General features: G+C 72.7%; 1 protein-coding gene and 1 pseudogene. One reads left to right on the top strand and one right to left on the bottom strand.

All coding sequences use genetic code 11. From position 1 onward, the window contains the following. Nucleotides 1-645 (top strand): sensor histidine kinase (locus AC1D01_RS37075; RefSeq protein ID WP_477874862.1); only part of this gene is annotated, 645 nt, incomplete at its 5' end. A 6-nt stretch (nucleotides 646-651) separates the two neighbouring features. On the opposite strand, the pseudogene AC1D01_RS37080 reads toward AC1D01_RS37075, so the two are convergent. Further along, nucleotides 652-801 (bottom strand): annotated as a pseudogene (locus tag AC1D01_RS37080) (VWA domain-containing protein); the annotation flags it as partial.

Here is an 801-nt window from a genome sequence, read left to right on the forward strand (position 1 = left end):
GTGTCGGACGCGGCGCACGAGCTGCGCTCGCCGCTGACGGCGCTGAAGCTGCAGCTGGAGCTGCTGAAGCGCGCGCCCGACGAGGCGAACCGCCAGCAGGCCATCGACGCGCTGAGCCACGGCATCGACCGCTCGGCACGGCTGGTCGAGCAGTTGCTGACGCTCGCACGCACCGAGCCGGGCGCCGCGCCCGCCGCCACCGAGCGCGTCGACCTGGCCGAGGTGGTGCGCCAGGCGCTGGTCGACACCGCCGCGTTCGCGCTGTCGCGCGGCGCCGATTTCGAGCTGTTCGCCGACGAACCCGTGCTGGTGCAGGGGGATCGCAACGCGCTGTCGGTGCTGGCGCGCAACCTCGCGGACAACGCGGTGCGCTACTCGCCGCCGGGCTCGCGCATCGAGCTGCGGGTGGCGATGGAGGAGGGCGCCGCGCTCCTGCAGGTCGACGACGCCGGCCCCGGCATTCCGCCCGGCGACCGCGAGCGGGTGTTCGACCGCTTCTACCGCCGCGCCGAGCACGAGGAATCAGGCACCGGCCTCGGCCTCGCGATCGTGCGCGGCGTGGCGCAGCAGCATGGCGCGAGCGTGACGCTCGGCGAGTCGCCGCTCGGCGGCCTGCGCGCCACGGTGCGGTTTGCGGCTACATGACCGCGGCTACATGACCCGCCCGAACCACCAGACGGAAAGCGTGGCGGCGATGAGCACCAGCACCGCCCCGAACGCCGCGAACAGGCTGCTGACCTCGGTCTCCTTCTTCTCGACCATCAGCCGCGAACTGAGGCTCTGGTAGACCTTCTTCAGGTC

The organism is Rhizobacter sp. P3_B12 (assembly GCF_056402895.1).